Annotated in this window: 22 protein-coding genes; 11 read left to right on the top strand and 11 right to left on the bottom strand. The window is 65.9% G+C overall.

Annotation, left to right across the window (positions count from 1 at the left end):
• Nucleotides 1–110: 110 nt before the first annotated feature.
• Together CS1BSM3_RS00745 and CS1BSM3_RS00740 are read right to left on the bottom strand one after the other, a co-directional pair.
• Nucleotides 111–1,178: a succinylglutamate desuccinylase/aspartoacylase family protein gene (locus CS1BSM3_RS00745; RefSeq protein ID WP_072385060.1), complete on the bottom strand. Its 1,068-nt coding sequence runs from the start codon at nucleotides 1,176–1,178 to the stop codon at nucleotides 111–113.
• An 80-nt stretch (nucleotides 1,179–1,258) separates the two neighbouring features.
• Nucleotides 1,259–1,648: a TIGR02300 family protein gene (locus CS1BSM3_RS00740; RefSeq protein WP_072385059.1), complete on the bottom strand. Its 390-nt coding sequence runs from the start codon at nucleotides 1,646–1,648 to the stop codon at nucleotides 1,259–1,261.
• Between the two features lie 242 nt (nucleotides 1,649–1,890).
• Between CS1BSM3_RS00740 and CS1BSM3_RS00735 the strand changes: the two genes are divergently transcribed.
• The 3 genes from CS1BSM3_RS00735 (at nucleotide 1,891) to CS1BSM3_RS00725 (ending at nucleotide 5,620) form a co-directional block, all read left to right on the top strand.
• Complete coding sequence (locus CS1BSM3_RS00735) at nucleotides 1,891–3,093, top strand: pyridoxal phosphate-dependent aminotransferase (protein ID WP_072385058.1); 1,203 nt, start codon at nucleotides 1,891–1,893, stop codon at nucleotides 3,091–3,093.
• A gap of 172 nt (nucleotides 3,094–3,265) precedes the next feature.
• Complete coding sequence (locus CS1BSM3_RS00730; RefSeq protein WP_072385057.1) at nucleotides 3,266–4,705, top strand: mannose-1-phosphate guanylyltransferase/mannose-6-phosphate isomerase; 1,440 nt, start codon at nucleotides 3,266–3,268, stop codon at nucleotides 4,703–4,705.
• A 168-nt stretch (nucleotides 4,706–4,873) separates the two neighbouring features.
• Nucleotides 4,874–5,620 carry an SAM-dependent methyltransferase gene (locus tag CS1BSM3_RS00725; RefSeq protein WP_072385056.1) on the top strand — a complete coding sequence of 249 codons (747 nt, stop codon included), beginning with the start codon at nucleotides 4,874–4,876 and terminating at the stop codon, nucleotides 5,618–5,620.
• Nucleotides 5,621–5,754: 134 nt separating this feature from the next.
• Here CS1BSM3_RS00725 and CS1BSM3_RS00720 read toward each other — a convergent pair whose 3' ends face one another.
• The 3 genes from CS1BSM3_RS00720 to CS1BSM3_RS00710 all read right to left on the bottom strand — a co-directional run bounded on the left by CS1BSM3_RS00720 (nucleotide 5,755) and on the right by CS1BSM3_RS00710 (nucleotide 8,691).
• Entirely contained in the window at nucleotides 5,755–6,669 is a 915-nt protein-coding gene (locus CS1BSM3_RS00720; protein ID WP_244540392.1) for a CDP-alcohol phosphatidyltransferase family protein, read from the bottom strand.
• 67 nt (nucleotides 6,670–6,736) lie between these two features.
• On the bottom strand, nucleotides 6,737–7,033 hold the full coding sequence (locus tag CS1BSM3_RS00715) for a DUF1330 domain-containing protein (RefSeq protein ID WP_072385055.1): 297 nt from the start codon (nucleotides 7,031–7,033) through the stop codon (nucleotides 6,737–6,739).
• Nucleotides 7,034–7,185: 152 nt separating this feature from the next.
• Nucleotides 7,186–8,691, bottom strand: coding sequence for a sigma-54-dependent transcriptional regulator (locus CS1BSM3_RS00710; protein ID WP_072385054.1), 1,506 nt, complete (start codon nucleotides 8,689–8,691; stop codon nucleotides 7,186–7,188).
• Between the two features lie 320 nt (nucleotides 8,692–9,011).
• On the opposite strand from CS1BSM3_RS00710, the gene CS1BSM3_RS00705 reads away from it, so the two are divergent.
• Nucleotides 9,012–10,814 carry a M3 family oligoendopeptidase gene (locus tag CS1BSM3_RS00705; RefSeq protein ID WP_072385053.1) on the top strand — a complete coding sequence of 601 codons (1,803 nt, stop codon included), beginning with the start codon at nucleotides 9,012–9,014 and terminating at the stop codon, nucleotides 10,812–10,814.
• 279 nt (nucleotides 10,815–11,093) lie between these two features.
• On the opposite strand, the gene CS1BSM3_RS00700 is transcribed toward CS1BSM3_RS00705, so the two are convergent.
• Together CS1BSM3_RS00700 and CS1BSM3_RS00695 are read right to left on the bottom strand one after the other, a co-directional pair.
• Nucleotides 11,094–11,930: a TrmH family RNA methyltransferase gene (locus CS1BSM3_RS00700; RefSeq protein ID WP_072385052.1), complete on the bottom strand. Its 837-nt coding sequence runs from the start codon at nucleotides 11,928–11,930 to the stop codon at nucleotides 11,094–11,096.
• A complete protein-coding gene (locus CS1BSM3_RS00695; RefSeq protein ID WP_072385051.1) occupies nucleotides 11,914–12,867 on the bottom strand; it encodes a class I SAM-dependent methyltransferase in 954 nt (317 codons plus the stop codon). Before CS1BSM3_RS00695 ends, CS1BSM3_RS00700 begins: the two co-directional genes overlap by 17 nt.
• A 183-nt stretch (nucleotides 12,868–13,050) precedes the next feature.
• On the opposite strand from CS1BSM3_RS00695, the gene rfbB reads away from it, so the two are divergent.
• Nucleotides 13,051–14,106: a dTDP-glucose 4,6-dehydratase gene (gene rfbB / locus CS1BSM3_RS00690; RefSeq protein ID WP_072385050.1), complete on the top strand. Its 1,056-nt coding sequence runs from the start codon at nucleotides 13,051–13,053 to the stop codon at nucleotides 14,104–14,106.
• On the opposite strand, the gene CS1BSM3_RS00685 is transcribed toward rfbB, so the two are convergent.
• Entirely contained in the window at nucleotides 14,103–15,125 is a 1,023-nt protein-coding gene (locus tag CS1BSM3_RS00685) for a KPN_02809 family neutral zinc metallopeptidase (protein ID WP_072385049.1), read from the bottom strand. The genes rfbB and CS1BSM3_RS00685 overlap by 4 nt on opposite strands.
• A gap of 148 nt (nucleotides 15,126–15,273) precedes the next feature.
• Nucleotides 15,274–16,884, bottom strand: coding sequence for a rhodanese-like domain-containing protein (locus CS1BSM3_RS00680; protein WP_072385048.1), 1,611 nt, complete (start codon nucleotides 16,882–16,884; stop codon nucleotides 15,274–15,276).
• Nucleotides 16,885–17,118: 234 nt separating this feature from the next.
• Between CS1BSM3_RS00680 and CS1BSM3_RS00675 the strand changes: the two genes are divergently transcribed.
• From CS1BSM3_RS00675 to CS1BSM3_RS00660, 4 genes are all read left to right on the top strand, one after another.
• Nucleotides 17,119–18,297, top strand: coding sequence for a multidrug effflux MFS transporter (locus CS1BSM3_RS00675; protein ID WP_072385047.1), 1,179 nt, complete (start codon nucleotides 17,119–17,121; stop codon nucleotides 18,295–18,297).
• Nucleotides 18,298–18,461: 164 nt separating this feature from the next.
• Nucleotides 18,462–18,713: a GlsB/YeaQ/YmgE family stress response membrane protein gene (locus CS1BSM3_RS00670; protein ID WP_072385046.1), complete on the top strand. Its 252-nt coding sequence runs from the start codon at nucleotides 18,462–18,464 to the stop codon at nucleotides 18,711–18,713.
• A gap of 118 nt (nucleotides 18,714–18,831) precedes the next feature.
• Nucleotides 18,832–19,794 carry a lipoyl synthase gene (lipA, locus tag CS1BSM3_RS00665; RefSeq protein WP_072385045.1) on the top strand — a complete coding sequence of 321 codons (963 nt, stop codon included), beginning with the start codon at nucleotides 18,832–18,834 and terminating at the stop codon, nucleotides 19,792–19,794.
• A gap of 184 nt (nucleotides 19,795–19,978) precedes the next feature.
• Nucleotides 19,979–20,440, top strand: coding sequence for a type II toxin-antitoxin system RatA family toxin (locus CS1BSM3_RS00660; protein ID WP_072385044.1), 462 nt, complete (start codon nucleotides 19,979–19,981; stop codon nucleotides 20,438–20,440).
• A 6-nt stretch (nucleotides 20,441–20,446) separates the two neighbouring features.
• Here CS1BSM3_RS00660 and CS1BSM3_RS00655 read toward each other — a convergent pair whose 3' ends face one another.
• Together CS1BSM3_RS00655 and CS1BSM3_RS00650 are read right to left on the bottom strand one after the other, a co-directional pair.
• Nucleotides 20,447–20,941, bottom strand: coding sequence for a CinA family protein (locus CS1BSM3_RS00655; RefSeq protein ID WP_072385233.1), 495 nt, complete (start codon nucleotides 20,939–20,941; stop codon nucleotides 20,447–20,449).
• Nucleotides 20,923–21,489 (bottom strand): DUF2478 domain-containing protein, encoded by a 567-nt coding sequence (locus tag CS1BSM3_RS00650; RefSeq protein ID WP_143149027.1) that lies wholly within the window; start codon nucleotides 21,487–21,489, stop codon nucleotides 20,923–20,925. The genes CS1BSM3_RS00655 and CS1BSM3_RS00650 overlap by 19 nt, the downstream gene beginning before the upstream one ends.
• A gap of 175 nt (nucleotides 21,490–21,664) precedes the next feature.
• On the opposite strand from CS1BSM3_RS00650, the gene CS1BSM3_RS00645 reads away from it, so the two are divergent.
• Both CS1BSM3_RS00645 and CS1BSM3_RS00640 read left to right on the top strand, forming a co-directional pair.
• Nucleotides 21,665–22,618, top strand: coding sequence for a dihydrodipicolinate synthase family protein (locus tag CS1BSM3_RS00645; RefSeq protein ID WP_072385043.1), 954 nt, complete (start codon nucleotides 21,665–21,667; stop codon nucleotides 22,616–22,618).
• 334 nt (nucleotides 22,619–22,952) lie between these two features.
• A complete protein-coding gene (locus tag CS1BSM3_RS00640) occupies nucleotides 22,953–24,746 on the top strand; it encodes a GMC family oxidoreductase N-terminal domain-containing protein (protein ID WP_072385042.1) in 1,794 nt (597 codons plus the stop codon).
• Nucleotides 24,747–24,748: the final 2 nt, after the last annotated feature.

The raw sequence follows: 24,748 nt of genomic DNA, 5'->3' as shown, positions 1-24,748 counted from the left end.
CAATTGGCCTGTCCAAGGTAAATGGGGATCATTCGCCGGGGAGGCACGGCGGTGAGACGTGACGGCCACAGAAATGATGCGCCTGATCCAAAGCCCCGAGCGAGCCCGAATCAGATGATCTCGTCCTCGTCCATGACGGGCTCTGCAGCGAGATCGGCGGGACGCGCAGGCCGCTGACGCTGGGTCTGACGCTGATGCTCGCGCGCCCAGGCAATGTGGAAGAGCGCGTCGCCCATATTCACGATCGGCAGTGTCGTCGCGCCGATGATGATGCCGCGCACGGGCGCGCGCACTTCCATCTCGCTGTCGTCATAAGGATTGGCGACGCAGCCGAGGAGATCTCCCTCGCTCACGGCCTGGCCGATGCGTCGGGCACTGCGGAACACGCCCCCGTCGGGCGCCCGCACCCACTTCGAGGCATTGGCAAACACGGGGCCGCGCAGCAGTTCCTTGGCCGGCGGTTCGATCTCGCCGCCCGGCAGCTCGATGAGCCCGCGCGCTGCCATGATGCGGCCAATGCCTTCGACGCCGGCCTTGATTGCGAACTCGTCGAAGCGCAGGCCTTCGCCGCCCTCATAGACGAGCACGTCGACGCCTGCTTCGGTGGCAGCCGCCCTGAGTGATCCATCGCGTTCGGGCGAAGCCAGCACGACCTGCACCCCGAAAATCTCGGCGAGCGCACGACAGCCGGGCCGCTCGGAAAAGTCGGCGCGGATCTGCGGCAGGTTCACGCGATGCACCGCCGCGGTGTGGAGGTCGACGCCGAAGTGCGAGCGGCGGATCACCTCGCCGAGCAGGATGTGCGCGAGGCGCGCCGCAAGCGAGCCGGTCGGCGAGCCGGGGAAGGAGCGGTTGAGGTCGCGGCGGTCGGGGAGATAGCGCGAGCGGCCGATGAAACCATAGGCATTCACCACCGGCACGCAGAGGAGCGTGCCGCGCAGCGTGCTCGGATCGACGAAGCGCAACACGCGCCGAATGATCTCGACGCCGTTGAGCTCGTCGCCGTGCACGGCGGCCGACACGAACATGGTCTGGCCGCCTTCACGTCCATGGATGACGTGCACGGGCAGCGTGACGGGCGTGTGGTTCGAAAGCTTGGAGACGGGCAGATCAACGAGCGCGCGGGTGCCTGCCGGCACCTGCTGTCCGCCGATCTCGAAGGGCGCGCGGATGCTCACGGCCGCCTCAGCTCCAGTTGGGCCCTCCGCCGCACATGAGATACCGCGTCGCCGGGAAACCCGTCGCGGTTCTCCGCGTCTCAGGGCTCCTCGTCGCCCTCCGGCACCGGTCCGCCGATGATGCCACTGACGTCGCCGCCGTCCTCTTCCTCGGACTCGAGGAAGGTCTCGTCGTCGTCGTCGCTGATGGCCTCGTCATCGGTTTCGATATCGGCGAGTGTGTCATCGGCCTCGACATCGGGCGTGTCGGTCGGCGCAGCCCCTTCGAACTCGGGCTTCTTGGCGACCGGACGGCGCGTCTTCTCGGCCGCAGCTCCGGCAACCGCGCCAACGGCGGTCGTGGTCATCATTTCATAGATCGTGCCGCAGATCGGGCAGACGATCGGATCGCGATTGAGATCATAAAATCGGGCACCACAGGACGCGCTCTGGCACGTCCGCTTGGTGCCACGCTCAGCTTTCATCGACATGGCTTGGCCTCGCGCCTCAGGGGCGGAACTTCGGGTTTTTTCGGGCCTGCTCATTGCCACGTGCTTTTTGCGGTGTCAAAACCAATTCGCAGTTGCCCGGGAGGCGCATTTTTCCCGGTTTTGGGTGAAACGCCGCTTGCGCCACCGGACCGTGGCGCCTAGTGTCCGCGCCGCCTTGCGGGGACCGGCATGAGGCCGGCCCCGGGACAGGTATGCCCGAATCAAACGAGAGACCCCCTGCCATGGGCTTTTTTGCCGACAGCTTGAACCGGATCCAGCTTTCCCAAACCATGGGGATCTCGGCCAAAGCGCGCGCGCTGGCCGCCGAGGGACGCGATATTATCGTGCTGAGCCAGGGCGAGCCGGATTTCAATACGCCCGACAACATCAAGGAAGCCGCGATCCGCGCCCTGCGCGAGAACAAAACGCGCTATACGGACATCGACGGCGTTCCCGAGCTCAAAGACGCGATCTGCGGCAAATTCAAGCGCGAGAACGGCCTCGAGTACAACCGCAGCCAGATCTCGGTCAGCACCGGCGGCAAGCAGGTGCTCTACAACGCGCTGCTGGCCACGCTGAACCCCGGCGACGAGGTCGTCATTCCGGCCCCGTACTGGGTGTCCTATGCCGACATCGTGCTGCTCGGCGGCGGCAAGCCGGTCGAGGCCCCCTGCACGCAGGCCCATGGCTTCAAGCTCCAGCCGGACGTGCTCGACAAGGCCATCACGCCGAAGACCAAGTGGTTCATGTTCAATGCGCCGTGCAATCCGACCGGCGCGGCCTACACCCGCGACGAGCTGAAGGCGCTGACAGACGTGCTCATGCGCCATCCGCACGTGTGGGTGCTGACCGACGATATGTACGAGCACCTGATCTTCGACGACCTGAAATTCTACACGATCGCGCAGGTCGAGCCGGGGCTCTACGAGCGTACGCTCACGGTCAACGGCTTCTCCAAGGCCTACTGCATGACAGGCTGGCGCCTCGGCTATGCCGGCGGCCCGAAGCCGCTGATTGACGCCATGCGCAAGCTGCAGTCGCAGTCGACCTCGAACCCCTCGTCCATCTCGCAGTGGGCGGGCATCGAGGCGCTCACCGGCCCGCAGGACTTCATTCCGAAAAACAATGAAGCCTTCCGTGAGCGCCGCGATCTGGTCGTCTCGATGCTGAACCAGGCCAAGGGCATCAAGTGCGCGACGCCGCAGGGTGCGTTCTACGTCTATCCGAGCTGCGAGGGTGCGATCGGCAAGACGACACCGGGCGGCAAGAAGATCAACAATGACGAGGATTTCGTCACCGCACTTCTCGAGGATACGGGGGCGGCCACCGTGCACGGCGCAGCCTTCGCGCTGAGCCCGTTCTTCCGCATCTCCTACGCGAGCTCGCTGGATGTGCTGGAGGATGCCTGCGCCCGCATCCAGCGCTTCTGCGCCAGCCTCAAGTAGCCTGGGCGGCGCCACATTTCAGACGACGGCAGAAGGGCGCGACCACGCGCCCTTTTTGCTGTTACATTTTTGAGTGCATAGTCCCGGCGTTAACCCGATCGGAGTGGAGGTGCCACGCCGACGGGGCCCTGCGTGCTATTGATGCATTGGGTGGGTTCTGGAGGCGATTTCGGTGGCGACACTCTATCCGGTCATTCTGTCCGGGGGCTCCGGCACGAGGCTTTGGCCGCTCTCGCGCGCCATGTACCCGAAGCAGTTCATCCGCTTTTTCGACGACGGCGACCCGAGCTTCCTCGGCGCGACGCTGCGGCGCCTCCTCCCGTCCGAAGGCTTCGCTTCCCCGATCCTTCTCTGCAACAACGACCATCGCTTTCTCGTGCGCGAGGAGCTCGAGCGCGCCGGCATCAAGCCCGAGGCGATCTATCTCGAGCCGGTAGCCCGCAATACTGCGCCGGCGATTGCCGTTGCGGCCCTGGACGTCGCGGCGCGCGATCCCGAGGGCATTCTGGTCGTGATGCCGTCCGACCACGTGATCGATGACAAGGCGGCCTTTGCCGATGCCGTGCGCCGTGCGGGGGCGGTTGCCGCGGCCGGGCGTCTGGTTCTGTTCGGCATCAGGCCGAACATGGCTCATACGGGATATGGCTACATTCGATCTGGCGGCCCGCTGGCGGACGGTGACGCGCGCGTGGTCGAGGCCTTTGTCGAGAAGCCGGATCAGGCGACGGCCGAAGGTTACCTCGCTGCGGGCACGTACCTCTGGAACAGCGGCATTTTCGTTCTGCACGCGCGCACGTTCCTGGATGAGCTGAAGCGCCTCGCGCCCGACATCCTTGCCGCCGCGCGGGGTGCGCTTTCAAAGGCGCGCGAGGATCTGGGCTTCCTGCGCCTCGATGGCAATGCCTTTGCCGCGGCGCCGGCCATCTCGGTCGACTATGCCGTCATGGAGCGCACGCAGAAAGCCGCGGTGCTTCCGATCGACGTCGGCTGGAACGACGTCGGCTCCTGGTCCTCGCTCTGGGAAATCGCCGATCAGGACGACAAGGGCAACTATGCCCGCGGCGCTGCCATCATCGAGGACTCGAGCGGGCTTTACGTGCACAGCGATCGCTCGCTCGTTGCCGCGATCGGCGTCAAGGACCTCGTGATCGTCGATACGCCCGACGCGCTGCTCGTCGCCGACAAGAAGCGCGCGCAGGACGTGTCCAAGATCGTAGCGCGCTTGAAGAGCGAGGGCCGCCGCGAGCACGAGCAGCACGTGCGCAACTACCGGCCCTGGGGCTTCTTCGAGACGCTCAGCATCGGCCCGCGCTTTCAGGTCAAGCTGCTGCACGTAAAGCCGGGCGCCAAGCTCTCCATGCAGCGCCATCATCATCGTTCCGAGCACTGGGTGGTGGTGCACGGCACGGCCAAGGTCGTGATCGGCGATAACGAGCAACTCGTGCGCGAGAACGAGAGCGTCTACATCGTCGCGACGCAATGGCACCGTCTCGAGAACCCGGGCAAGGTGCCGGTCGAGATCATCGAGGTGCAGATCGGCAGCTACCTCGGCGAGGACGACATCGAGCGCACGGACGACATCTACCACCGCGCGGCCGACGAGACGCGCTGAGGGAGAGTTCGGCGCGTCTCAGCTTGAAGTTCCTCCGCTTGGGATCCGAAGCAGGACGAGTGAGGCGTTCCTTGCCCTCTCTGCCACCCGCACCTTCCGCGGCATGGCTTGCAGGACGTGCTGTTGGCGGCGTGCCGAATCCATTCACACCTATAGGATTTTTCCACGGTGGACATTCCACGGATCTTCAACATCACCGAAAGCGCTCACCGCATCCATAATCCGTTCACACCCGAGAAGCTCGCCACTCTCGGCGCGGCATTGCGCCTGGAACCGGGGACCCGCGTGCTCGACCTCGGCAGCGGTTCGGGCGAGATGCTGTGCACTTGGGCACGCGACTACGGGATCAGTGGCACCGGCATCGACATGAGCCCGTTGTTCACCAATCAGGCGAAACTCCGCGCAGAAGAACTCGGCGTTGCCGATCGGGTCGAGTTCATCCACGGCAATGCTACCGGCTACGTCACCGACGAAAAGGTCGATGTGGCAGCCTGTGTCGGTGCCACATGGATCGGCGGGGGAGTCGTCGGCACCATCGAGCTTCTGGCGGAGAGCCTTCGCACCGGAGGGATCATCCTCGTTGGCGAGCCGTACTGGCGGCAGTCGCCGCCGACAGAAGAGGTCGCCAAGGGATGCCGTGCAGGTGGCATCTCGGACTTTCTCATGCTTCCAGAACTTCTCGCGTCCTTCGGCGACCTCGACTACGACGTCGTGGAAATGGTTCTGGCAGACCAAGATAGCTGGGACAGGTACGAGGCGGCCAAGTGGCTCACCATGCGCCGATGGCTCGAAGCGAATCCCGACGACGACTTTGCGAAAGATGTTCGAGCCGAGCTGATCTCGGCACCCGAACGCTACGCCGCATACACGCGTGAATACCTTGGGTGGGGCGTGTTCGCGCTGATGGCGCGGTGATGTGAGGTAGCTGAATATCCGGCGGATCATCGGCTGCGCCGCGCGACCGCTGGTGTGTCTTTCCTGGTCGGCGAGCCGAAGTCATGACCCCTTCCGACCCGAAGAGGGCCTTGGGCAGAGGTACGATCACCTGCTCAGGACGAGCCCCGCTTCGCGTCGCTCTCCGAGCCCGGATCGTTGGCGGCGACGCGCGATGTCACACTGCCTGTCGCAGGTGCCGCGGCTTCTTTCGATGCCTCCGTCGGGTGGGCGCGGTCCCACTCTCTCTGGAGCTGCTGGAAGCGCCGGTAGCTGTATGGGATCATCGCGAGATAGGCGAGCGTGAGGACGGTCAGCGTGCCGTAGGGATATGTCACGAGCAGTCCGACGAGAGCTGCCGCCGCCGTCATGATCGGAAGTATCAGCTCGCCACGGATGCGCTCACCCATGAGCTTGCCCGAGAAGGTCGGGATCGTTGAGACGAGCAGGAAGGCCATAGTGAGCGTGTAGATCGCAATCACCAGCGGATAGCCGCGCACATCGATCCAGCCGAGGCCGTTGATGTAGAAGGGCAGCAGCACCGTGATGGCGCCGGCAGGGGCCGGCATTCCGGTGAAGTAGTTCGACTGCCACTTGGGCTTGTCCACCTCCAGCATGGAGTTGAAGCGCGCGAGCCGCAGTCCCATGCCGCAGGCAAAGAGCAGCACCGAGATCCAGCCGAAGCCCTTGAGGCCGGAAAGTCCCCACGTGAAGAGCACGATCGCGGGCGCGACGCCGAAGTTGATGAAGTCGGCGAGGCTGTCGAGCTCGGCGCCGAAGCGCGACTGCGCCTTGAGCGCGCGTGCGAGCCGGCCATCGACACCGTCGAGAATAGCGGCGACGACGATGAGGCCGATCGCCAACTCGAAGCGATGCTCGATGGCCATGCGGATTGCCGTCACGCCGGCGCACAGGCTCAGCAGCGTGAAGAAATTCGGCACCAGCATCCGCACGGGGATCTTGCGCTCGCGAAAGAGCAGGCGCCGGCGGCGGCGCACGCCCGGATCCCGGAATGGCTCATCCTCGATCAAGTGGTCGCTCCTATCTCTCCCTCTCCCCGTAAGCACGGGGAGGGGACTGTCTTACTTCCGTCTGGCTTCAGCCGTCATATCCCTCGATGATGACGACGCTGGCGTCGGACGCTTCGTCGCGAATGGCGGCGGCCGCCTTGTACTCCGGGCTGTCATAGCAGGCGCGTGCGACATCGTAGCTCTCGAACTCGATGACGACGTGGCGATCGCCCGTAATCGGGTTTCCGCGGGCCTCGTTCTTGCCGCCGCGCACGATGAACCGCGCATTGTACTTCTTGAAGGCAACGGCGTTTGCCGCGACATAGTCCTTGTAGCGCTCGGGATCACGCACCTTCACGTGGGCAATCCAGTATCCCTTGGCCATGCGCTTCTCTCCGGCTTGAGCTTATGGGCGGGGAGATTAGCCGTCCCAATGGCGAACACAAGGCCGCTGAGGAATGAGCCTCGAAATGCACATCGGCCGGGCACCGAGGCCCGGCCGAGACAAGAAATCAGTGGTTTCGCGCGGGGTACCGGTCAGTTCAAGCGCCCTTCGAGGCCGTAGTCGCGCATCTTGCGGTAGAGCGTCGAGCGGCCGATGTTGAGGCGCTTGGCCACCTCGGTCATGTGCCCGCGGTAGCGGCCGAGCGCGAGGCGGATCATGTCGGCTTCCATGGCCTCGAGCGAGCGGATCTCGCCGCTGTCGTCGATGGCCGGAATGCCGAGCGCGCCCTTGCCGGACTCGCGCACCTCGATGGTGCGCGGGATGCTGTCCTCGGCGCCGAGCAGGGCCGGGCCGGTGTAGGCCGGATGGGGATCGACGTACTCCGGCGCCTCGGGCATCTCGGCGCGGAAGCCTTCGACGTGCGCGGCGATCTGTGGGAACTCGTCTACGGTCAGCTCGGACTTGTCGGCCAGCACCACTGCACGGAAGACAGCATTCTCGAGCTGGCGGACGTTGCCGGGCCAGGCGTAGCTGACGAGCATGTCCATGGCGTCGCTGGTGATCGAGGTGATCCGCTTGCCTTCCTCGGCCGCGAAACGGGCGAGGAAATGGCGCGCGAGCTCGGGCACGTCATCGATGCGCTCGCGCAGCGGTGGCACCACGATCGGGAAGACGTTCAGGCGATAGTAGAGGTCCTCGCGGAACTTGCCTTCCTTGACGAGCTGGATCATGTCGCGGTTCGTCGCCGAGATCAGGCGGAAGTTCACCTTGAGGCTCTTCTTCGAGCCGACCGGATCGATCTCGCCTTCCTGCAGCGCGCGCAGCAGCTTGACCTGGGCATCGAGCGGAAGCTCGCCGACCTCGTCGAGGAAGAGCGTGCCGCCGTCGGCCTCCTGGAACTTGCCGATGCGCTTGTCGACGGCGCCGGTGAACGAGCCCTTCTCATGGCCGAAGAGGATGCTTTCGACCAGATTCTCGGGGATGGCGCCGCAGTTCACGGTGACGAACGGCTTGCCGACGCGCTCGCTCTCGCCCTGGATGGCGCGCGCGATCAGCTCCTTGCCGACGCCGGACTCGCCCTCGATGAGAACGGGGATGTTGGAGGCTGCGGCGCGGCGGCCGAGCGCGATGACCTTGTGCATGACGTCGCCGCGCATGACGAGGTCGTTGAAGGTCAGCGTGCCCTCGACCTTCCTCTTGATGCGCGTGATCTCGCCCTGCAAGGCCTCGATCTTGAGCGCGCTCTTGATGGAGACGTCGAGACGCTCCTGGCTCGCCGGCTTGACGACGAAATCGGCGGCGCCGGCGCGCATCGCACCGATGGCGGCCTCGATCGAGCCGTTAGCGGTCTGCACGATGATCGGCGGGGTGCCGGGCTTCGAGCCGAGGCGCTCGAGCACGGTCATACCGTCGGTGCCGGGCATGACGAGGTCGAGGAGGACGATGGAGATCGAGGGGCCTTCGGGGCCTTCGAGGATCTGGAGGGCGTGCTCGCCGCCCTGTGCGGTGCGGGCGTCGTAGCCCAACCGCTTGATCATTTCTTCAAGGATGCGGCGCTGAGCGGGGTCGTCATCGACGACGAGGACGCGCTTGGACATGAGGCATACTCACGCAACGATACGGGACACGTAGGCCGGTCATCCTGGGTCGTTCGGGGCGCGGCCCAATTTCGAACAGATCCTCAGGAGCGGCTTACTCACGGGGCGAGAGTGCCCGAGCGGGGTAAATGGATCGTTTCGAAACGATCGCTTTTGAATTTTTTCTGAGCGGCCTGGCTCTGCAGGCTGAGGCGCTTGAAATACAACTCGAATCTCAGGCGACGCTAAGCCGAGCCACAATGCCGCGCCGCGTCCGCGCCTTGCCAGTGCCGTGCAAGAATGTTGAGAGACAAGACGGCAAACAGATTCGGAGACCGCTCATGAGCACCAGCGAAGCCGCCCTCGGCCCAATGCCGGAATGGGACCTCCGCGACCTCTATCCAGGGACGGACTCCGCCGAGCTGAAGCGGGATCTCGCCTGGGCAAGCGAGGAGGCGCGCCGCATTCGGGCGGAATATCAGGGCAAGCTCCTCGCCATCGGCAGTGACGGCGCGGCATTGGCGGTGGCCTTGAAGGCCTACGAGAAGCTCGCCGATGTGATCGGCCGTATCGGCTCGTTCGCTGGCCTCCTCTACTACGCTAATACGTCCGACGGCGAGCGCGCCAAGTTCTTCGGCGACATGCAGACGAAGATCACGGCGATCTCGACCGAGCTCGTCTTCTTCGAACTCGAAATGAACCAGATCGATGATGCGGCGATCGCCAAGGCGCTCGCGCATCCCGATCTCGCGCGCTATGCGCCGTGGTTTGCGGACTTGCGCAAGGAAAAGCCTTACCAGCTCGAGGAGCAGCTCGAGCGACTCTTCGTGGAGAAGGCCGCGACCTCGCGGGCGGCCTGGGACCGGCTCTTCAACGAGACCATGGCGGCGCTGCGCTTCGAGGTCGAGGGGGAGGCGAAGCCCCTGAGCCTCGAGCCGACGCTCAACCTGCTCATGCATCCCGAATCCGCGCGGCGGCAGGCCGGTGCCGAGGCGCTGGCGAAGGTCTTCAAGGACAACATCCGCCTCTTCACGCTGATCACCAACACGCTCGCCAAGGACAAGGAGATCTCGGATCGCTGGCGCGGCTACAAGGATGTCGCCGACTCGCGCCACCTCGCGAACCGCGTCGAGCCGGAGGTCGTCGAGGCGCTCGTCAGCGCGGTGCGCGATGCCTATCCGCGCATCTCGCACCGCTACTATGCGATGAAGGCGCGCTGGCTCGGCATGGACAAGCTCGCGCACTGGGATCGCAATGCGCCGCTGCCCGACAAACCCGATCAGGTCTATGCCTGGAAGGACGCCGAGAAGATCGTGCTCGATGCCTACGCCGGCTTCGCGCCGCGCATGGCCGAGATCGCGCTGCCGTTCTTCAACAAGGGCTGGATCGACGCGCCCGTGCGCGAAGGCAAGGCCTCGGGCGCCTTCTCGCATCCGACGACGCCCTCCGCGCATCCCTACATCCTGCTCAACTACCAGGGTAAGCCGCGGGACGTGATGACGCTCGCGCACGAGCTTGGCCATGGCGTGCATCAGGTGCTGGCGGCGCCGCAGGGGGCGCTGCTCGCGCCGACGCCGCTGACGCTCGCTGAGACCGCTTCAGTGTTCGGCGAGATGCTGACCTTCCGCGCTCTTCTCGCGGGGACGACCAATCCGCGCGAGAAGAAGGCACTCATGGCGCAGAAGGTCGAGGACATGATCAACACGGTCGTGCGCCAGATCGCGTTCTATTCTTTCGAGCGCAAGGTGCACGAGGCGCGCCGCGAGGGCGAGCTGACGGCGGACAAGCTCGGCGAGCTATGGATGTCGGTGCAGGGCGAGAGCCTCGGGCCGGCGATCGAGATGAAGCCGGGCTACGAGGTCTTCTGGTCCTACATCCCGCATTTCATTCATTCGCCGTTCTACGTGTACGCGTACGCCTTCGGCGACTGCCTCGTGAACTCTCTCTACGGGCTCTATCAGGAGGCGCATCCGGGTTTCGTCGAGAAGTACTTCGACATGCTCAAGGCGGGCGGCTCGAAGCATCACACGGAGCTGCTGGCGCCGTTCGGCTTGAACGCTGCGGATCCGACTTTCTGGAAGAAGGGCCTCTCGGTCATCGAAGGCATGATCGATGAGCTGGAGAAGATGGATAAGGTGGCTTGAGCGGACGCAGCCGCTCGCCATGAGTGCGCCGTTGTCCCTTCTCCCCGTCCTTACGGGGAGAAGGTTAGGATGAGGGGCGGCGGCATACGCTGACGCTTCAGCAAGCTCCCGCCCCTCACCCCGACCCTCTCCCCGCTTGCGGGGAGAGGGGGAAGTCAGAGCGTCGCGTATGACGCTGCCGAATGCACAATCTCCAAATGACAAAAAGGCGGGGGTTCCGGGGGTGTCCCCCGGACGGGGTGCAGGGGCGGTAGCCCCGCTCGCGCCGAAGGCGCGACGCTAAAGCTTCAACGCTGAGCGCTTCACTTCATAGAGCATGAGTGCTGTCGCGACAGCGAGATTGAGCGAGTCGAGGCGCCCGGCCATCGGGATCTTCACGAGGCGGTTGCAGACGGCAGCCACCTCGTCCGACATGCCCGGACCTTCGCGGCCCATGAGCAGCAGCGTCGGTCCTTTGTAGCCACCATCGCGAAAGTCTGCGGTCGCATCGAGATGCGTGCCGATGCGATCGCCGGGCCAGGTCTTCGCCCAATGGACGAACGCCGCGCGCTCGACCTTCACGAGCGGCACGGCGAACAGCGAGCCCATGGTCGCGCGCACGGCCTCGCGCTGATAGGGATCGCAGCAGTTACCGACCAGGATCACGCCATCGGCGCCGACCGCATCGACCGTCCGGATGATCGTGCCGAGATTGCCGGGATCGCGGATCTCGTCGAGTGCCACCCAGAGCGCCGACTTCGCCAGCGACTTCGTCTCCGGCAGCGCCGCCCAGCGTTGCTCGAACACGCCCATGAGGTTCTGCGGGTTCTCCTTCGCTGCGAGCTTTTCCAGCACCGCGTGCGAGACTTCGAGCCCCTCTGTGCCCTCACGGAGCGCCCAATCAATGAGCTCGCGGTGCGCGCGGCTTTCGCGAGCCTCCGCACCATGAGCGAGGATCTGCGGCCGCCAGCCGTTCTCGCGCGCCGTCATGAGCACGGAGGCGCCCTCGGCAACGAAAAGCCCCGTCTCGCGGCGCGCCTTGCGCATGTCGAGCGAGCGGATGAGCTTGACGCGATCGTTCGTCAGGCTGGTGATGACGCGCGAGGCGGGCGGGCCACGATCAGATCTTGAGGTCATCGCCGCACCAGCGCGTGAAGAGCGATGTCGGCACGGCCCGCGCGCCGCCTTCCTCGCGAATGGCGAGCTCGCCACTTTCGAAGCGGCCGCCCTTTTCAGCCAGCGCCTCGCGACAGAGCTGGTCGAGCATGAGCGCCGAGGCGCGGATCGCGTAGGCCGTCAGGATGAGCGCGCTCCGCGGTCCCGCGAGCAGCGCAGCGCAGTTGCGCAGCATATCCGGCAGGTCGATGAAGAGATCCCACGTTTCATTGTTCGGCCCGCGCCCGAACTTCGGCGGATCGACGAGGATCACGTCGTACTTCTTGCCGCGACGCACCTCGCGCTGCACGAATTTGCGCGCATCCTCCAGCATCCAGCGGACGGGGGCGTCCTTCAGACCCGATGCCGCCTGGTTCTCCCGCGCCCACGTGATCGCCTTCTTCGAGGCATCGACGTGCGTGACCTCGGCGCCGGCATGTGCTGCGAGCAAGGTCGCGGCGCCCGTATAAGCAAAGAGATTGAGCACGCGGGGACGTTCGCTGCCGCTCTGCTGCTTGAGCGCGTCGATCATCCAGCGCCAGTGCGGAAGCTGCTCGGGGAAGATGCCGAGATGGCGGAAGGCACTGAGCCGGCAGCTCAGCGTGACGGCATCTTCGAGCCGAACAGGCCAGCTTTCCGGCACCGGCTTGTTATTCCGCCAGCGCCCGCTCTCTTCATCATCGCTCGCGGAAAACACGGCGTGCGCGCCGGCCCACTGCTTCTCGTCGGCCAGGGGGCGCCAGAGCGCCTGCGGCTCGGGCCGGTCGACGATGATCTTGCCAAAGCGCTCCAGCTTGCGGCCATTGCCGCTGTCGATGAGCCGGTAGTCGGCAAAGCCATTGCTCTCGATGAGGCTCAGGCCCATGGTCGGCGCCGGCTGGCGCGACGCGGTATCGGGGCTGGGGCGGGGCTTGGACATTGTGTTTGCGGTTCCGGCTCTCGCGGCAGACATAGAGGCTCGCCGCCGGGCCCGCAACGCCTGCGGCCCTATGAAATGCGGTCCACTTGCCCCAATTAACGGTAATTGTAGGCCTTGCGCGAGTTGGCTCTTGCTGGATGCATCGTGCATCCGGGGCGGGCAGCGGGATCCGATGCAGGTGCTATGAAAGTCATTGTCACGGGAGGTGCCGGCTTCATTGGCTCGACGCTCTGCCGGCATCTGCTCACGGAGCGGGGCTGGCAGGTGGTGAACGTCGACTGCCTGACGTACGCGGCCAATCTCCGCTCGCTCGATCCCATTGCCAATCGGCCCGGCTACCGCTTCGTCCAGGCTGACATCTGCAATCGCGTGGCCATGGATGCGATCATTGCCGAGGCCGCGCCCGATGCGATCCTGCATCTTGCCGCCGAGAGCCACGTGGACCGCTCGATCGACGGCCCGGCCCGGTTCATCGAGACGAACGTCGTCGGCACCTATACGCTGCTCGAGGCCGCGCGAGCCTATTGGCAGAAGCTGCCAGAGGCGAAGCGCAGCGCTTTCCGCTTTCTGCATTGCTCGACGGACGAGGTGTTCGGCAGCGCGCCGCCCGAAGTCATCTTCGACGAGAGGACACCATACGCGCCCAACTCGCCCTATTCGGCGAGCAAGGCCGCCTCGGATCATCTCGCACGCGCATGGCGCGAGACCTACGGCCTGCCGACGATCACGACGAACTGCTCGAACAACTACGGCCCGTATCAGTTTCCCGAGAAGCTGATCCCGCACATGTTCATCAACGCGCTCGAAGGCGTGCCGCTGCCCGTCTATGGCGATGGCCTCCATCAGCGCGACTGGCTCTTTGTCGATGATCATGTGCGCGGGCTCGTGCTGGCCCTGGAGCGCGGGCGCGTAGGCGAGATCTACGCAATCGGCGGGCGCGCGCCACGAACCAACATCGGGGTCGTGGAGACGCTCTGTGCAACGCTCGACCGGCTGCGCCCGGCAGCACGTCCATATCGCGAGCTGATCACGTTCGTCGCCGATCGGCCCGGCCATGACCGGCGCTACGCGATCGATCCGACGAAGATCGAGACCGAGCTCGGCTGGCGCGCCGAAGAAACCTTCGAGAGCGGGATCGAGCGCACGGTCCGCTGGTATCTCGACAACGAGCGCTGGTGGCGCCCTCTGCGCGAGGGCGTCTACGGCGGCGAGCGGCTAGGCCTCGAGACCGAGAGCTAGAGATCGCTCGTGTTGAACGTGTCGCAATCGCGGATCTGGCCGGACTCGAGACCGCGGCGGAACCAGCGCACCCGCTGCTCCGACGATCCATGCGTGAAGGCCTCGGGCACGACACGGCCTTGCATCTTCTTCTGGATCATGTCGTCGCCGATCGCAGCCGCGGCACGCAGGCCCGCCTCGACGTCGCCCGGCTGCAGCCGCTTCTTGAGCTGATCGTTGACCGAGGCCCACACGCCCGCGAGGCAATCGGCCTGCAGCTCCATGCGGACCTGCAACGCGTTCGCCTGCCGCTCGGGGATGCGCTGCTTGGCTTCCTGCACCTTGCTGGCAATGCCGAGCAGGTTCTGCACGTGATGGCCGACCTCATGCGCGACGACGTAAGCCTGCGCGAAATCGCCAGGCGCGCCGAACCGCCGGTCGAGCTCATTGAAGAAGGAGAGGTCGATGTAGACCTTCTTGTCGAGCGGGCAATAGAACGGGCCCATCTGCGCGACGCCCTGGCCGCACGCCGAATTCGTGCCGCCCGAGAACATCACGAGACGCGGCTCCTCGTACTTGCGGCCAAAGGACTGGAAGACGCGGCCCCAGACATCCTCGGTGTCGGCGAGCACGCGGCGGACGAATTGCGCAGCCTGATCGTCGGGGCGTGCCGAGCGCTGCGCCGGCTGGCCGGGCTGCTGAGGCGTCCCGTCGCGGCTCCCCGGCAGGCCCGGAATGTCGAACGGGTTCGTGCCGCTACCGGGGCGGTCGACGCGCTGGTTCTGCGGCATATCGGGGAAGCTGAAGCCGCCCGGGCTGCCGCCGCGCAGGAGATCGAGCGGATTGAGCCCGAACAGCAGCATGATGGCGCCGATGATCAGCAGCGTCGTGATGCTGAAGCCACCGCCACCGCGGCCCATGGGAATAGGAATCTGGACGCCGCGACCGCCGCCGCCCGGGAAACGGAAGCCACCGCCGCCGCCCTGCCCGCGCCGATCCTCGACGTTGCTGCTCTCGCGATCCTGATCATCGTAGCGCATGACGGTAACTCCTGGCCTCGGTCTCCCGGCGCCGCGAGCCCTTGCCGGCCGAAGGGCCGCCAGTCAAGAACAATTCAGCATACGGGCGAACCCCGAACAAGTGGCGCCGCCCGGTGTCATTTGCAAGACGTCCTTTTTCCGGCCGGCCTTAGTGGCCGGGAATGCGGAAGACGCCACGCTCCTGCTCGTCCAGGCGGCCGACGAGGTCCACCTCCCAGGCGAGATACGCGCGAGCGGCCTCGACGTTGCCATCGTGGCGCTGGTGCGTGTGAAAAACGAAGTCGATCCGAGTGCCGTCGGGTGGATTGTCGGCCGTTGCATTGAGGGCCTGCCCGTCAGCCTTCCAGGCCTTGGCGCCGCCGGCGAGGACGGAGATTTCCCGAACGCCGAGCTCGGCGAGGTCGATGCTCGCGGCCGCCGCGATCTCGGGGCTGTCCGCGATCAGGACCACGGGCTGGGCGATATCTGCGACCGCCTTCGCGATCCGCGGACGCGTGGCCCAGACCGAGCCGGGGATATGGCCATCGCGATAGTCCTGGCTACCTCTTAGATCGAGCGCCACGCTGCCGCCGGACCAGAGCAGGGCCGAGAGCCCCTGCGGGGTGACGGCGTGCAGCTCTCTGGCGCGCGCCTTGAGGAGCTCGGGCCCACGCGGCCGGCGATCCTCCGGCAAGGACGCCGCAATGCTCGGAGCATTGTCGCGATCTTCGAGCACGCAGGCCTCATGACCGAGCTGACGCAGCCACGCCGCCACCATGGGTGCGCGTACACCTTCGCCGTCGGCGAGCACGACGCGTGCGCCTTTGACGCCTATCCACTGGTCCGTCGCCTGCTGGAGCTGGCCACCCGGTGCGTGCACGAAGCCGGGAAGCGGCGCAGCGGCAACTTCCTCGGGTGTGCGCACGTCGAGAAGGTAGGTCGTGCGGCGCGGATCGGCGAGCCAGGCGCGCACATCGGCCGCCGTAACCGCACGCACGCCACAACGAGCAGCGTGCTCGGCGGCGCGAGCGCGGCGCTCGGCGAGCTTCTCCCCGCTGAGCGACGGTTCCGGGTATTTGCGGGAGGCCCCGCGCTCGTTCTCATGGCCGGCGAGGAACCAGCCCTGCGTGCCGTTCTCCAGTGCCACGACCTCGTTCGGCACGCCGAGGTCGATCAGCGTCTGCGCGCCGATGATCGAGCGCGTCCGGCCGGCGCAATTGACGACGATCCGCGTGTTCGGGTCGGGCGCGATGGCGTCGATGCGCAGCGCCAGCTCGCCATTGGGGCAGCTTATTCCGCCCGGAATGTTGAAGCGCTGGTACTCCGCCCAGGTGCGGCCGTCGACGATGACCATGTTGTCGCCGCGCTTCTTCATGGCGACGAGGTCTTCGGCGGTGACGCGCGGCGTATGGCGCTCGAGCTCGACGAGCTCGCCGAACGTCTTGGACGGCAGGTTCACGCCGTCGAAGAGTGTGTAGCCGGCGGCTTTCCAGGCCGGCGCGCCACCTTCCATGATCGCGACGTCGCTGTAGCCGAGGCCCTCGGCCCGGCGCGCGGCACGTTCCGCGACGCCATCACCGTCATCCATCAGCACGATGCGCGCGCTCCGGCGCGGGACCAGGCGCTCGAGGTCGATCTCCAGGCGGCTATACGCCAGCGGCACGGCGAAGAACGGATGCCCGTCGGCGTATTGCCCTGTCTCGCGTACATCGAGGAGAGCGATCTCCTCGCCATCGGAGAGCATTGTCTTTACGGTCCGGGCGGAAATCGCCTTCACCATCGTCTACCTCATGCAATGTCGGGATAGGGGATCGGGCTCACTATAGCAGTCCGCCCCGGTCCGTGTCGCCCGGCGGCGGCAGAGGGCCCTGCCGCAAATGCGCATGACCTGCGCGAAAACGCCCTGTGGCCGCTGCCCCTCGCCCCCGCCTATAAGCAGATGCCGCGGGTGGCCGTCCGTACACGCTCCCAGCGATCGACGAAAAGCTGACGATAGGCTTTGGGGGGCCACGGCATGTCGCGCCCGTTTCTGGTGATGTTCACAGGGCTGCTGCTCGCCCTGAACGCCTTTTCCTGCGACATCACGCTGCCGGCCTTCTGGTCGATGGAGAAGAGCCTCGGGGCGCCCATCGAGCACGTGCAGGCCGTCATCCCCGTGTTTCTGTTCTGCTCCGCCATCGGCCAGCTCGTTTTCGGTCCCGCCTCGGATGCCTACGGGCGCAAACCCGTCATCCTGACGGGTGTCGCCTGCTATATCGCGGGCGCACTGATCGCCGCTGCGGCCGACACGCTGACGGTCGCACTCTACGGCCGCGCGCTGCAGGGCTTCGGCAGTGCCTGCGGCGCCGTGATCGCCCGCGCCCTGCTCCGCGATGTCCACTCGGGCCCCGAGCTTGCCCGCACCATGGCCTTTGCGAGCTCGGTCATCGCACTCGGGCCCATCATCGCGCCGCTGGTCGGCTACGGGCTCGTCGTCATCGGCGAGTGGCGCGGCGTCTTCGTCGGCATGGCCATCTATGGCGCCGGCCTCGCAACCATGACCCTGATGCGTCTTCAGGAGACCAACAAGTCGCCGGATCGGGGGGCCATTGCGCCGGTGCGTCTCGCGAACGCGATCGGCCGCGTGTTCGCCAATCGGCAGTCTCGCTATTTCGTGCTGCTCTCCGGCATCAACTCGTTCGCCATTCTCTCGTATGTCACGAACGCGCCGCGCCTCTACAAGAGCGCGTTCGGCATCGAGGGGCTCGCCTTCACGGCGCTGTTCGCGACGACGGGCGCCGGCATCATCGCCGGCCAGTACATCAATGCGCGCCTCATCAGTCGCCTCGGCGTCATGGCGGCAACGCGCTCCTCGGCGCTCGTGCTCGCCGCGACGGCCATCACGATCGCGCTGCTGAGCCATCTCGGCGTCATCAGTCTGCTCATGTTCGCCGCGCTCATGCTGATCTACAACGCGGCGTTCCTCGTCGTGATGTCGAACGCCGTGAGCCTCGTCATCGACCCGCACCGCGAGATCGCCGGCGTCGCGTCCTCGACCATCGGCTTCGTCTCCCAGCTCGCCTCGAGCCTGCTCGTGTTTGCGACCCTGCCCCTCTTCCACGGCCGGCTGCTGCCGTGGTCGCTTGGCATGGTGGTTGTGACCGTCATTGTCGCGGCCGCGATCATGGCCTACCGGCCGCGCACGGAACATTAGCGCGCCAGCTTGAAAATATTGTGCGTCGCATCAATATGTTGGTGCGACGGACGGCCTATCGACAGCGGCGACGACTCAGTTCAAAATTGTGAATGCAGGTTGGCGTAAGATCGTTCGGACGGTCCGCCCGCGCGCTGGGCGGCGCAAACGGGAAGGTCGAGCACATGGACGCTGCTGCAATCGTTGTCATGCTTGTCGTTGGTGCCATCGCGGGCTGGCTCGCCAGCCTCGTCGTCGGCGGCCCTTGGGGTCTCCTCGGCTACATCGTTGCCGGTGTCATCGGCGGTGTGGTCGGTGGATGGCTCCTGAACATGGCCAAGTTGAACATCAATCTGGGGCATCCCATCGTCAATCAGATCGTCACAGCCGCGATCGGTGCCATCGTGGTCATCCTGATTGCGCGCCTCATACGATAGCAACTGGCTGACAGATCGTGTATTTTCTGGGCGGGCGCCGATGAGGGCCCGCCCATCTTGCTGCCTCACTTGTTGCCCGCACTTGTTGGGTGAGCCCAAAAAGAGCATGTAAAGGCCGATGGTCACCGTTTTCGACATGACGGGGGGAAAGCGAACCGGGGCGGCGCGCCATCCCGAGAAGGCTGCGCGACCCGATACGCCCGTTCTGCGCAAGCCGGACTGGATCCGCGTCAAGGCCCCTGGATCGCCGGTCTATACCGAAACCCGCAATATCGTCCGCCAGCATGGCCTGCATACGGTCTGCGAGGAGGCCGGCTGCCCGAACATCGGCGAGTGCTGGAGCCAGCGCCACGCCACCATGATGATCATGGGCGACACTTGCACGCGCGCCTGCGCCTTCTGCAATGTCGCGACCGGCCTGCCGAAGCCGCTCGACGCGCAAGAGCCACGCAATGTCGGCGAGGCCGTTGCCAAGCTCGGGCTCAATCACGTCGTCATCACCTCGGTCGATCGAGATGATCTGCCGGATGGCGGCGCGCAGCATTTCGCCGAGGTCATCGGCTGGATCCGCAAGCTGGCACCGAACACCACCGTCGAGGTGCTGACGCCGGACTTCCTGCGCAAGGACGGTGCGCTGGAGGTCGTCATCGAGGCGCGCCCCGACGTCTTCAACCACAATCTGGAGACCGTGCCGGGCCTCTATCCGAGCATCCGGCCTGGTGCGCGCTACTTCCACTCGCTGCGCATTCTCCAGCGGGCGAAGGAGCTCGACCCGACCATCTTCACGAAGTCCGGCATCATGGTCGGGCTCGGCGAGGAGCGCGAGGCGGTGCTCCAGCTCATGGATGATCTCAGGACCGCCGACGTCGATTTCCTCACGATCGGCCAGTACCTGCAGCCGACGCGCAAGCACGCCGAGGTCAAGCGTTTCGTCACGCCCGACGAGTTCGAGAGCTACAAGCGCACGGCCCAGGCCAAGGGGTTCCTGCTGGTCTCGTCGAGCCCGCTTACGCGCTCGAGCTATCACGCCGACGCGGACTTCGCCCGGCTCAAGGCGGCCCGCGCCGCGCAGGTGGCCTGACGTGTCGTTCTGCCGGATGCCGCACACTTCAATACTCGCCGCCCTAAATTCCCCTCCCCCTTGTGGGGAGGGGTTAGGGGTGGGGGGAATCCCTGCCGCCAGCGTTCTGCAATCCCCCCCTCCTAACCTCCCCCACCAGGGGGGAGGGACAGGGGCCTTGCGCGGCGAAGGGCGCAGCTAAACCATGCCCTCATTCGAGACCCGCCGGCAGGTGCCGTTCACGACGCATGAGATGTTCGATCTCGTCGCCGACGTCGAGCGCTATCCCGAGTTCCTGCCGCTGTGCGAGGGCCTGCGCGTACTCTCGCGCGATGGCGACGGCGAGCAGCGTACGCTCGTTGCGGCCATGGAGGTCGGCTACAAGGGCATCCGCGAGACCTTCACGAGCCGCGTGACGCTCGACGGGGCCGCGCCGAGCGTGCGGACCGATCTCGTCGAAGGCCCCTTCACGAAGCTCATCAACAGGTGGGGCTTCGTCGACAAGCCGGGGGGCTGCGAAGTGACGTTCTTCATCGACTACGAGTTCAAGTCGATGCTGCTGCAGATGCTCGTTGGCGGTCTCTTTCAGCAGGCTTTCGGGCGCTTTGCCGAAGCTTTCGAAGAACGCGCCCACGCAATCTACGGCCGGCGCGTCAGCTCGGCCTGAAACCGCTCACACCCGGACCAGCTCGTCCACCATCTCGAAGGCCACCGCAACGGTCGCCATGCGGATGCCGCGCCGGCCGATCTCGCCAAAGCGGCACTTGCGATGGATCGGCGGTAGCCCGCGCCGTTGGGCGGCCAGATGCACGAGGCCGACAGGTTTTGCCGCGCTGCCGCCCCCGGGACCCGCCACGCCCGTCACAGCGACGGCGATGTCCGCGCGTGAATGGGCGAGCGCACCTGCTGCCATGGCGAGCGCCACCTCCTTGCTGACTGCGCCATGCGCTGCGATCATCTCGGCCGGCACGTCGATCAGCTCGATCTTGGCCTCGTTCGAGTACGTGATGAAGCCGCGCTCGACGACATCCGACGAGCCCGCGATCTCGGTCAGCACGCCGGCGATGAGGCCGCCGGTGCAACTCTCCGCCGTCGCGAGCATGAGCTTGCGCGCCCGAAGCGTCGCGAGCAGGGCTTCGGCGGTGCGGATCAGGTTTTCATCAAACATGTCTGTTCTCTCTGCCGCCGTCGTGCGTCGACGGCCTTCCGGCACCATGCCCGCGCCGCTTCGCCATCGATGTCGAGACGCTCGTAGCCCGCATTTGCAAACGCATCCCACTTGCCGGCATTGGCGGAGCTGACGCCGACCAGAACTGGTATGCCGCGGCTGACGGCTTCGGAAATCACGTCGCGGTAGCCGCGTCCTGCGATCTCGTTCTTGCCGAAGCGATTGAGTACGAAGAGATCGGCGCCGCGATCGATGGCTTCGCCGGCGAGCATGGCCAGCGTCTCGATCTTTTCAGGCTCCATGCGGCAGCCTTGCACCTCGATGCCCGGATCGACCGCGATGGGGTGGATCCCGCCGCTCCCGAGATCCTCGAGCACCATGCCGCAGCGCGGAGAACTTGCCGGGTGCGCCGTGTGTTGAACGGCGCCCGCGAGCCGCAGGCCATCTGCGGCGAGATCATGCGCGACGCTCTCGAGAATGCGGTCCATTTCTGGACCCTGGCCGCTGCCGTAGATCATGGCCGCCAGCGGCGCGAACGGATCAGGCATGGCTGTAGGCTCCTTCTCTTGATTTCCGACCGCACGCACGATGGTCGAGGCCGCATTCACGGAGATTTCCGCTAGCCCACACGAGATATGCGCGAGCCGTCGACATGATGGCCGGCCGGCGTGTTACAGTTCCTTGATTTTGATCATTTCCCACGCGGCCTCAAGAGGGAGCGCCATGACCGCCAAGCTCACTGCCGACGCCAAGGGTCTCTACGTCATCGCTGCGACGCCCTTCCACGACGACGGCCGCATCGACTTCGAGAGCATCGACAGCCTCGTCGACTTCTACCTCGCCTGCGGCGTGCAGGGCATGACCATTCTCGGCGTCATGGGCGAATTCCAGAAGCTTTCCGAAAGCGAGACGCTCGAAGTCTCGCAGCGCTTCATCAAGCGCACGGCGGGGCGCGTGCCGATCATCGTCGGCGTCTCCAATCCCGGCACGAACCAGCTCGTGAAGACGGCGCGGGCCGTCATGGAGATGGGCGCGGCCGGCGTCATGGCCATGCCGATCCGCGGCCTCACCACGGAGCCCTCCGTCGAGAACTACCTGCGCTCGATCCTGACGGCGCTCGGGCCGTCGATCCCGGTCTGCATCCAGGACTATCCCAAGCTCACCGACGTCTATTTCAGCGCCGACTGCTTCGTGCGCCTCGTCGATGCCTTCCCGCAGATTGCCATGTTCAAGCACGAGGACATGCCGGGGCTCGCCAAGCTCTCGGTCATCCGCAAGGCGTGCGACGGCAAGGCGCGCCGCTACATCCCGATCCTCTGCGGCAACGGCGGCATCCACCTGCCGCAGGAATATCTGCGCGGCGCCGACGGCGCCATGACCGGCTTTGCCTTCCCGGACATGATGGTTGCGATGCACGCGCTCTTCGCAGCGGGCAAGCCCGAGGAGGGCGAGGACCTCTACGACCTCTATCTGCCGCTGCTGCGCCACGAGCTGCAACAGGGTATCGGCCTGCCGCTCCGCAAGGAGATCCTGAAGCGCCGCGGTGCTATCCGCTCGTCCGCGATCCGCGCGCCGGGTCCCAAGCTCGATGTGACCGACATGGCCGAGCTCGACCGCCTGCTCGCCCGTCTCGAGAGGAAGATCGGCCAGCCCATCAAGGCGATCCGCAAGAGCTAGAGCAACGGACTTGAAATTCGCCGCGCTTCGAAGCTAGGCAGGGAGCGAATTTCACGTCCAAAGTTGCTCTAGAACTCTAAGGATCTAAAGCGTCTTTGGACCTCAAATGCGACTACGAACCCCGATACAGGCCATGGGTCGCATTTGAGGCCCGACGCTTTAGTCGCGGCAGCGTCGCTACTCCGGCACGGTTCGCTGTTGCCATTCCGCCACGCCTTGCGTCAGCAACGGCGGCGGAGGTGCGTGCGCCTCTCTCGCAAATGCCATTATAGCCCGTTAGATATTTCCGCCGGGAGTTGGCGGGTTTCGCATACACGGGTGGGAGTTCAATCAGATGTCGCGTCTGGCGCGTCCGGTCGCGCAAGCGAAGCCGACCTACGACGTGATCGTCGTTGGCTCAGGCTATGGCGGCGGCGTTGCGGCGTCGCGCCTCGCGCGCATCGGCCTCAAGGTCGCAGTCCTGGAGCGCGGGCGCGAGTACTTGCCCGGTGAGTTCGCCGAGAACCTGCTCGCCGCCAGCACGGCCATGCAGATCAACGGCAAGGGCCGCCGGATCGGCCCGCAGGATGCCCTCTTCGATCTCCGCGTCGGCAAGGACGTGCACGCGCTCGTCGGATGCGGCCTCGGCGGCACCTCGCTCATCAATGCGAATGTTTGCCTGACGCCGGACGTGATGGTGCTCGAGGACGCCTCCTGGCCCGAGGAGATCCGTGTCGATCACCGCCTGAACCTCGGCTTCCACCGCGCTCGGCAGATGCTGGCGCCGGAGCCGCTGCCTCTGTCGGCCACGCCGACCAAGCTCGCCTCGCTCGAGCGTGCCGGCAAGGCCATCGGCCACCACGTCGAGCGCGTGCCGCTGCATGTTGCCTTTCAGGAGAAGACGAACGCAGCCGGCGTAGTCCAGCCCGCGTGCACGCTCTGTGGCGACTGCATGGGCGGCTGCAATGTCGGCGCCAAGACGACGGTGCACTCGACCTACCTCGCCGACGCGGTCAATCACGGCGCCGAGCTCTTCACGGGCGCCAACGTGCGGCTCGTGGAGCGGACCGGCGGCGATCTCTGGCGCGTCGTCTTCCGCAAGATCGGCGACAAGGACAGCCATGTGCCGGTCGGAACGGTGACAGCCGCCATGGTCGTGCTGGCCGCCGGCACGCTCGGCACGGCCGAGATCATGATGCGCTCGCGCGAGAACGGCTTGCGCGTCTCGGACCGCCTCGGCTGGCGCTTCTCGACCAACGCCGATGTCATGTCCTTCGGCTACAACTACGACAAGCCGGTCAACTCGGTCGGCATCGGCCGCTCGGACAAGGCACGCGTCGCGCCGCCGGGCCCCGCGGTGGTCGGGCTCATAGATCTGCGCCGCCGCCGCGATCCGCTCGATCGTCTCGCGCTTGTCGAAGCGACCGTGCCGAGCGTCATGGCGCGGCTCATGCCCATGCTGCTCGCGACCGGCGCGACGCTTGCGCCCGAGGAAGCGAGCGGCGGCCTTTCCGGCCTCCTCGCTGACGTGAAGCGCAATACCGAGAGCTTCTTTGCCGGCGCCTACCAGGGCCCGGTGCACCACAGTCATGCCTTTCTCGCCGTCGGCCATGACGGCGCGGCGGGCCGCCTTCTCTTCGAGGACGACACGGCGGCCGTGCACTGGCCGAACGCGGCTGACGAGCCGGTCTTCACGCACATCTCGGCGATGCTGCGGACCGGCGTCGCGGCCAACGGCGGCACCTATGTGCCGAACCCCGTCAGCAGCAAGTGGCTCGGCGGTGACCTCATGACGGTCCATCCGCTCGGTGGCTGCGCCATGGGCCGCGACCGCACCAGCGGCGTCGTCGATCACAAGGGTCGCGTCTTCGATGGCGATCCCACCAAGCGCGCCGATGCCGTGCACGACGGGCTCTACATCTGCGATGGCTCGGTCATTCCGCGTCCGCTCGGCGTGCACCCGCTCTTCACGATCACGGCGGTCGCCGAGCGCGCCATGATGCTTTTCGCGCGCGAGCACGGCTTGGCGCTGGATGTCTCGCCGAACCCCGAGGCGCCGAAGCGCACCTTCCGCGCCGAGCCGGCGCCCAACGGCAGCGCTGCCCATTCCCGCTTCGGTCGTCTGTTCGGCCGCGCCGAGTCCGCCTGAGG

The organism is Hyphomicrobium sp. CS1BSMeth3, from assembly GCF_900117415.1.
Lineage (GTDB): Bacteria > Pseudomonadota > Alphaproteobacteria > Rhizobiales > Hyphomicrobiaceae.
Note: the sequence above shows the minus strand (reverse complement) of the source record. Positions and strands in the feature narration are given on the sequence as shown.